Source organism: Moorena sp. SIO2C4 (genome assembly GCF_010672485.1).
Taxonomy (GTDB): Bacteria; Cyanobacteriota; Cyanobacteriia; order Cyanobacteriales; family Coleofasciculaceae; genus Moorena; species Moorena producens.
This window is the reverse complement of sequence record NZ_JAAHGN010000236.1, coordinates 1-8,307: the sequence shown is the minus strand read 5'-3', so window position 1 is coordinate 8,307 and position 8,307 is coordinate 1. Positions and strand designations below refer to the sequence as shown.

Below are 8,307 nucleotides of genomic sequence, written 5' to 3'. Positions count from 1 at the left end.
TAAGACAATGGGTAGCTTCAATCTCACTTGTTCCTTTGGCTTTTGTTTGGCTTGGGTATAAAATATCAAAAATTTTTGCTAAAATCCATATAATTATAGCTTTTTTATGGATAATGCTTTGTTTTACTCCTATAGTTCTTCAATTTCATAAAGTAGCTATTTCTAATTCTCAAGCTCTTAGAGAAAGGTTGGCTCAAATTTCGGTAATCTCAAAAGAAGAGCAAAATAATTTTGAGTATTTAGAGTCTCTAGAATATTTTGAAACCCCTAAAAATTTACAAAATCAAAATGTTGATGATTCTAACCAGTATTGGGTGTCTTTAGCTAATAAAAACATTCAACAAGGTGGTAAAGTGTGGAAAGGTTTTAGAGGTTTTTATGGCCATCCCAAATAAATTAGTAATAGGGTTAATTTTATTTATAGTCAAAATTAACCTTTATCAATTTAATCAGGATATTTTTTAGCTATTAGCAGAATTGATTTTCCTAATCTATATCTGAAGATAGGATCTAAGGTTCTAGAGATAGGAACCATTAAGCTATCCCATACTTGTATTTGTTTTAAAGTTGGTTGACTTTGCTTAAGTATCAGTTTATTAGCTAGACTAGCTAGTAAACCCACACTATCTAAATAGAGACATGTAACAATCTTGAGATTATCTGGTATTATTGCTTTAAGGCTGGATTGACTATAGCGACGATAGTGACCAATAGCTGCATCGAAGGGAGTAAACAATCTTTGATGAGCCGGACCTAAAATAACTAAATTTCCATTAGCTTTTAGATGTTGAGACACTTTGATGACTTCTTGATTATCATTGTGGATATGTTCTAAAACATCAAGGTATAAAATCGAATCAAAGAATTGCTCATTAGTCAAACTATCAATAGTTCCATTGCGGGCATAACAGTTGATGATACCATTTAAATCAATCGATTGTTCTAGAGCATGGAAAAGCTGATTGTCTGGCTCTAGGCACAACCACTGACTATATGGGGAGCGACAGAGTAAACGGGTGTTGCTTCCTATGCCCGCCCCAACTTCTAAGACATCACCTTTGATATATTTACTTAATAAAACTCTTATATAGTTCTTCCAATTCTTAGCTTGAGCAAATAGCTCTAACTCTGTCCCGACATAGGTAAACTGGCTCATGGTTTTAAAGGAAAGAAATCATCAACGTAATATTTATAATCGCGAACTGGAATCAAGTTGGACTGATTGCGACTTGACAGGATGATCAGACTGAAAACAGTTCCGATTAAGACAAGTTGGAACATAGATAGAACTAATAAACCAGACACGTATGTTGCCCAGCCTGGTATCCCCCAATCGGTAAAGACTCTAATCAGCAAAACTAAGCCTAAGAGCAACAATAAAATAACTAATAAAACTACAACACTTAATAATATTCTTGTCCCGACGATATCTCCGTACACAGCAATAGAACTCAAGCCATGTGTCACCAAAGACACTAAGTTCATCTTGGGTTGTCCAGCTAGTCGCTTCGCCCGGGGAACATCTACTTCAAGATAGGGAATTCGAGAGCGATAAATGCCTGATGAGTAATGATTCCAAATTTCGGAAATTACTACGACATTCTTCAATAAATAAGCAGGTAATAAACTGAAATTACCGACGCTAATTTCTTTACCTATCAGCAGGAGATAAAGCTTTTTGTAAATGAAATATAAAAACTTAAATGTGTAGCTTTCAGAGCGCTTACTCCGCTTAGCAAAAATTATTTTATTGTTACCTGTCTTGTCCGAAACATTCAGGAGGTGCTCTATCGCAAAGGGATTATCTTCCCCATCACCATCCATCACCACAACCCAGTCGCAGTCTGAGTGGCTATATACATAGGACAAGCCAACCGCTATCGCTCTCTGGTGACCAAGGTTACGGCGAAGTCGAAGGATGTTAACTGCTCGAATCTGGCGATGTTCTTGATGAGTCAGTGAATGTGGGATGGGCATCGTTGAATAGTCATCAACAATAACAACTTCTAAATTGGTGCCCTGAGGAATAATAATCTCATCAATAAGTAGCAGTAGCTTTTCCAGAGCTTCCCAGTCATTAAATGAAGGAATGACAATGACTAGATTTTTCCTATCAGTCAAGTCAGTAATTAGAGACTGATTTAGAGACTGTTTTGGCGGTGAGAGCTTTGAGAGTCCCATTTATTTCCTCTCAGACTATGAAAAACTAATAAGTTAGAGTACATGTTTTCTTGCAAAAAGTCTACCCATCACTTCAGTACAGGACAAAAAGGTTGAAAAGAAGAGCAGGATGGGGTTTCATCCGAATTTAGGAGAGTGATCTCAAATCCCATGGACCAATAAGGGCGAATTGAAGAAAGCCCTCCAACCCCATTTGGGATAGCACGGAGCGAGAGTCTCGTTTCTAGTCAAGTTCAAGCTGGCATTGTTGAAAGTAAAGACAGTGAACCTGAGTGAACTGGCATTGGGATTTGAGGTAAAGGCTCTGCCCGATTGAAATTACAAACGACTGCAACGATTTTTTCGCGGGTTTGACCTAGATCACAAGGCGTAGGCAACAATTGTGGTCAAGTGGATGCAAATCCCTGAGCCTTCGATAGTGAGTAATTACCGTACGACTTGGGAATTGGGGCAGTATTGCTATAACATTGGTTTCAACAGCTTCTTTCACCGTCTCATAACTGTTGAATGGTTCCTTAGCACTGACAACTTGATTGAGTACCGTATCAAGCATGATTAAACTCCTGTTTTAGCTGACGTTAATTATTGAAAATTTTATTCGTTATCTGTAGGAAAACCAACAAACCCTTTTAATTTGAACCAGAGCGATCGCAATTTCCAAAACTTACTGGTCTTCATCGCCGCAATTTCTACATTAATTACCTTCAACTTAGTCTCAGTTTCGTTCAGTTGGTTCTGAATCTGCTGTAATTGATTTTGCTGAAAATCCTGAATTTTTTCCTGTGACTGTGCCAATTGTGACTGACTATTCTGAAGGTGTGAGTGTATTTGGGTTAATTGTGACTGAGTATGCTGAAGGTCTGAATGTACTTGGGTTAATTGTGACTGAGTATGTTGAATTTCTGAGTAAGCATGTACTAACTGTGACTGAGTATGCTGAACTTCTGAGTTTGATTGATTTAGTTGTGACTGACTATGTTGTAGATCTAAGTGGGCATTGGTCAATTGTGACTGAGTATGTTGAAGGTCTGAGTGGGCTTGGGTTAATTGTGATTTAGTCTGCTGGAGGTCTGTGACAGTTGCACTGACCTGAGAGCGCAAGGAAGCTATCTCTTGATCCTGTTGCTCAATAATCTTCAGAAGCTCAGCACGCCTAGTCTCGCTAGTTTGATACTGAACTTGGATATTTTGATACTGAACTTGGAGTTGATTAAACTCAGATGATTTGTCCAGTAATGCCTGAACCATTCGCCCAGATGGACTCTTGAGCAGATAGTAACTAATTTGCTGATCAGTATAGCGCACCAAAGCCTGCCGACTAGCTACGAAAAACATATCATAGTCGAACAACTGTTGTTCAAATTGCAGAAATTCAAAACCGAGGTTTTTAAAGAATTGCGACACCCCTCGCCTACTCAAAAGATGGATATGCTCAATAGATTTCATTTGGTGTAAAAAATTATCCTTTTGAGCAACCATCTCTGAATAGGTTTTACCCTCTTCATAATTTGGCATCTGCACAATGAAAATACCATCTTCCTTAAGAAGAGATGCCCCATGGCTCATGGTAGCCACTGGATCAGGTAGATGCTCCAGGACATCGTAGAGTACGATGGCATCAAACAATTCCGATTCTAGTTGCTGATCCTCGATCGGTCCTGACAAAATGGGCATATTGAATGTCTGTTGTGCGAATTCCACCACCCAAGGGCTAAGTTCTAAACCCATAGCATCAAAACCTGCCCAGCCCATCATTGCCACAAAGCCACCATGAGCACAACCTAACTCAAGCACTTTGGCTGGCGGTAGTTTATAAGCCATCAGTGTACGCAACCAGTGGAGGCATCGCTCTGGTAAGTCTTGACGGGCTCGTTGACGAATATCAGGAAAACCATAATGCTCGGTCTGATAAGACAACCAGTATTCTTTACCGTAGAAGTCATGGTTATCATCCTGTACACGAAGCTGCTCAGACCTCAAACCAGTTTTTGACACTAGAGTGCCACATTCAGAGCACGCCAAGTAGTCGGGGGAAAATTCAGTTAGCTCAGTATTTCCACACCAACAGATATCTCTAAAGGTTTGTGTCATGTTGTTGTTACACCCAGGTATTGATAAATTAGCTCGAACTTAAGTCTGGTCACAAGTCCGGATTGAAAACCCTTTTTTTAATTCACTCCCCAGAGACGGAATAAAAATAAAGGGTCTTAAGAATTAAGACTTGGAAAACTGGGCTGTTATCTACAACAGGTTAATGTTTTGTAGTACCGTCAAACCTATCAACGCTAATCCCCCACCACCCATGACAATTCTGACCCGGCGGAGAACCTGAGGCTTCATATAGCCCAGATAGCCCACCATACCTAACATTAGTGCAATGGACAACAAACTACCGCCAAGACTAAAGAATAGATTTCCTTGGATAGGAGAAACGAATGACATTAGTTGCACTAGAGTCCTGTTAGCATACATTGCGGTAGATAGCAGTAGTAAGTTGATCCCTAAAATTAGACTAACTAGTGGAACTAACAGGGGTTTTAGTCGAAACCAGCCTGACCGCAGTTTCCAGAATTGATTGGACTGCATTGCAGCTAGAGTTGACCCTGCTTCTTGAAGTTCCCGCTGTTTTTGGTGAAGTTGAGCCTCTGCGTACCTCAATTGCTCTTCGAGATCCCCTGACTGAAGCTGAGTTGGCTGAACTTGAATTAGGGACGGACTTGGGGGTAGCTTTTCTTGGATTTGAGCCTGTAACTTCCTGAATTCTCCCCAAAGGGGGGAACCTATACCAGTACCATCATTTTTGATGGTCTTAGCAGTTTCGACCATAACCTCTGCCACAGTCTCGGCCATCTTTGACCAGGAAAATTTCTTCGCGTGTTCAAAACCATCAGCAATCAACTGCTTACGAACCTCTGGGTTTTGAACTTTGTACAGAGCATCAATCAGCTCGTAAACATTAGATTGATCCACATACAATGCTGCTTCCCCAGCTGCTTCCGGAAGAGAGGAGTGACGACAGGTAATTACAGGGCAACCACACACCATTGCTTCGGTAACTGGTAATCCGAAGCCTTCGTACAGAGAGGGGACAACCAGAGCGATCGCACCAGAATAAGCTACTTTCAATTCTTCATCACTCAGGGGCAGAACCTGGGTTGTTATTCCTGCTGCCAGGGCAGCTAGCTCAGGTTCTAACTCAGGTCTACCACCTACACAAACCACCCCAAACTCTTCCTTATCCACCAGCTTAGATAATGCTCTGAATAGAAAGATAGCGTTTTTATAGCCATTAACACCTGTTCTTTCTCCTACTAAGAGTAAGTAGGGTTTTGTCACATTGAATTTAGTCTTAAACTCATCGATATCATCATCGCTTGCCGGGGAAAAAACCTTTTTGATCCCACAGTGAGCTACCGTTACCTTTGACCGGGAAATATGGGGAAAAAACTTAATCAGATCTCGAGCCGTACTTTCGGATATCGTAATATAACGTGAGGCGTGTAAGATACCGTAATGTTTCTCTTTCCAACCTGCTTCGTTAAGATTGGCTCCGATCACTTCTGGAATCATGTCATAAGCCATAAATACAGAAGGAGTAGATAGGGGTGCGGTATAGTAGCTGGAAATGAATAGATCAGTCCCTTTTTCATCACAGATTTCCTGCAACAAGTCAGCATCTGCTCCCGTTTTGTTGTAATCGTAAGCTCGAATGGGGCGATAGCGAATTCCAGGAATCCTCGGAGCCGTTCCAGCCCGGTCTAAAACAATCACATGGTTCCCAAAGCCATTAGTTGCCCATACCTCTAGCAAAGACTTCCAGACTTGGGAAATCCCAGAGTTAGGAAAAAATTGGAAAAATACCCCATCAAGCACAATTTGGGGGAATGGTCTTTCAATCTTCATAGTTTGTTGCTGAAATTCTTCCAGTTGCAAAAACTGCCATTTTTCGCCGTCAGGCTCCTTCTGAGCAATCGGCACTATACCACAGATATCCGCCGGTTCAACCAGGGTTTCATCCTCAACCCAAGATAAATGTTGACGCAGAAAAACTGGAAATTCAGACTGCTGCTGTAGTCCCTGCCAGTCGGCCAGAGCATTCTGGTAGCCGTAGTAGCTCTCCTTAAACTGCAACTGTTCCGGTGTTACATAAGCAAAATGTTGAAAGACCAGTCCCTGCGCTTCGGTTTCTCGATGTAAGAATGGATTTATGGTTGCTACATCTTGCCCATGATTAGCTGACTGATTAGCTGACTGATTTGACTGATTAGACTGATTAGTTGACCACGGTTGGACTAGCCTTGGGGGTTCGTGGGCTGCCCAGACAGCTCCTGGTTTAAACCTCCAGAGGCGCAACCATTCCTGTTTGGGGTTTTGTGTATAGCAATTGCGACTGGTGACAATTAAATTTTCTCCAACGAAATACCAACACCAGAACAAAGCAGCCGTCTTGTCAGGTTGGTCGATGAACATCTGTCGAGCTTTACAGATTTGCTCAGTTGTCCACAACTCATCCACATCTACCTGCCACAACAGACACTCTTGTTGGATATTCTCAAGGGGAGCATTCACCATTTCTCGCTTGCCCTCCCAGAAAACCCCATCAGGTTTGCGATAGACGGTGATCTGGTCAGGGTAGCGTTCCATCAGTTGGTCGAGATACTCTGTGGTGCCATCAATACTACGACCGTTGTGGTGAATTTCATCACTGACATACCCACCCGTCGCTAAACTCCAGGCAGTATCATGCTTCAATTTCGCTACACCTTCAATAATGTGCCAATGCCATGGGAATGGCAGTTTACTGAAGACGTCAATATGGTAGCGAATGAAGGGTTCACCATTGAGAACAATTGTAAAAAAATTGATGGGAAGAGGGGTTGAGGCTTGACCTGACTGCCCACCTAAATGGTGACTACCCGCTTTAGCAAAAATGGAGTAACCATTGCGCACAGACGCATTTTGCTCAATCAGTTTATAGTTTTTATCTCTTAATAACCGATGGTGATTACTATAATTTTTGTAGGTACAAATATCATCAAGTAGGATGTATTTGGCTCCGTAAACCTGATCCAATTCCACCTCACCCGTGAACTCGGAGCCGTCGATTAAGACTAGATCAAAATCCTCGATCTGGTTTTCTTGCTTAATCGTTTCAATCCCATCTCCAGAGGTTCCCATTTCCCTAACATAATCGATATCTTGACGAAGCCAACCCAAGACTTGTTCAAGAGGGTAGTTATTTAGAGGGGTACGATGGGAATTATAAAATTCTCTGACTTCATCTTGCCTAGGAAACTGTTCTAGGGAAATTGATGAAATATTGTAGCACTTTACAAAAGAATCCTCCCGATAGCGTTCCCTTAACTCAGTAAAACGAGGTTTTGAAACCTCCATACAGAATAACACTGGATTAGACGGGTTTTCCCGCAGCCCCTTCACAAACGCTTCGGTGCTTCCCGCACCGGATGAAGACCCGATTTCTAGAACCGTCTTGATATCTTCTTCCCGAGCTATCCTCTGAATCGCTCTATAAAAATCGTCGTCTTTAATCTCAGGAGGAATCACATAATCTAGTTCGGATTCTGACCTATTACTTGGCATATTACACAGCCCCTCACACACACCTGACCATAAATTTGGCAGTAAATAGCAATAATTAAGAAGTTTAACTTGTTATAACAAAGGGAACAGGGAACAGGGAACAGGGAACAGGGAACAGGGAACAGGGAACAAAAATTATCACAATTCATTTAGTATCCCTATAGTATTTATAACCTGTTAGTCTAAGGTATTAGTCTAAGTTGTTATCCTAATCAGACTTGTTCCAAATTCGTCAAGTTGAGTTTGATATTAGAACTTTGTCCATTCTGATTTATATCGGTTTCCCTCTCAACAATTTTCGCAATTTCAGCAATTTTCGCCCGGGCTTGCTCTAATTCAAGCTTTAGGGCATGGTATTCCGTTTCAACGGCTTGATATTTGTTTTCAAGAGCTGTATAGTTGAGATTTAGTGTATTTCTACCGTTTTCGGCATTTTGAAGCCATTCTCTCAGGTTAATGACGAACTCCTGATATTTGAGGATTCTTCTGTTCAACCAGTAGGAATCTTGATACATTGGGCATTGA

General features: G+C 41.3%; 5 protein-coding genes and 2 pseudogenes. 2 read left to right on the top strand and 5 right to left on the bottom strand.

Annotated features, from left to right (window positions below; all coding sequences use genetic code 11):
- The coding region (locus F6K20_RS14515; protein WP_287295095.1) for a hypothetical protein at positions 1–395 on the top strand (395 nt) is incomplete at its 5' end.
- Positions 396–445: 50 nt separating this feature from the next.
- Here the strand turns inward: F6K20_RS14515 and F6K20_RS14510 are convergent.
- Both F6K20_RS14510 and F6K20_RS14505 read right to left on the bottom strand, forming a co-directional pair.
- A complete protein-coding gene (locus F6K20_RS14510) occupies positions 446–1,156 on the bottom strand; it encodes a class I SAM-dependent methyltransferase (RefSeq protein WP_287295093.1) in 711 nt (236 codons plus the stop codon).
- Positions 1,153–2,181 (bottom strand): glycosyltransferase, encoded by a 1,029-nt coding sequence (locus F6K20_RS14505; RefSeq protein ID WP_287295091.1) that lies wholly within the window; start codon positions 2,179–2,181, stop codon positions 1,153–1,155. Before F6K20_RS14505 ends, F6K20_RS14510 begins: the two co-directional genes overlap by 4 nt.
- A gap of 145 nt (positions 2,182–2,326) precedes the next feature.
- Between F6K20_RS14505 and F6K20_RS14500 the strand changes: the two are divergent.
- Positions 2,327–2,650, top strand: a pseudogene (locus F6K20_RS14500) (IS4 family transposase); the annotation flags it as partial.
- A 125-nt stretch (positions 2,651–2,775) separates the two neighbouring features.
- On the opposite strand, the gene F6K20_RS14495 reads toward F6K20_RS14500, so the two are convergent.
- From F6K20_RS14495 to F6K20_RS14485, 3 genes and pseudogenes are all read right to left on the bottom strand, one after another.
- The gene (locus F6K20_RS14495) at positions 2,776–4,272 is read right to left on the bottom strand and encodes a methyltransferase domain-containing protein (RefSeq protein ID WP_287249487.1); all 1,497 of its coding nucleotides are present in this window, start codon (positions 4,270–4,272) and stop codon (positions 2,776–2,778) included.
- A 150-nt stretch (positions 4,273–4,422) separates the two neighbouring features.
- The gene (locus F6K20_RS14490; RefSeq protein ID WP_287267120.1) at positions 4,423–7,782 is read right to left on the bottom strand and encodes a glycosyltransferase family 4 protein; all 3,360 of its coding nucleotides are present in this window, start codon (positions 7,780–7,782) and stop codon (positions 4,423–4,425) included.
- 212 nt (positions 7,783–7,994) lie between these two features.
- Positions 7,995–8,307, bottom strand: a pseudogene (locus F6K20_RS14485) (glycosyltransferase); the annotation flags it as partial.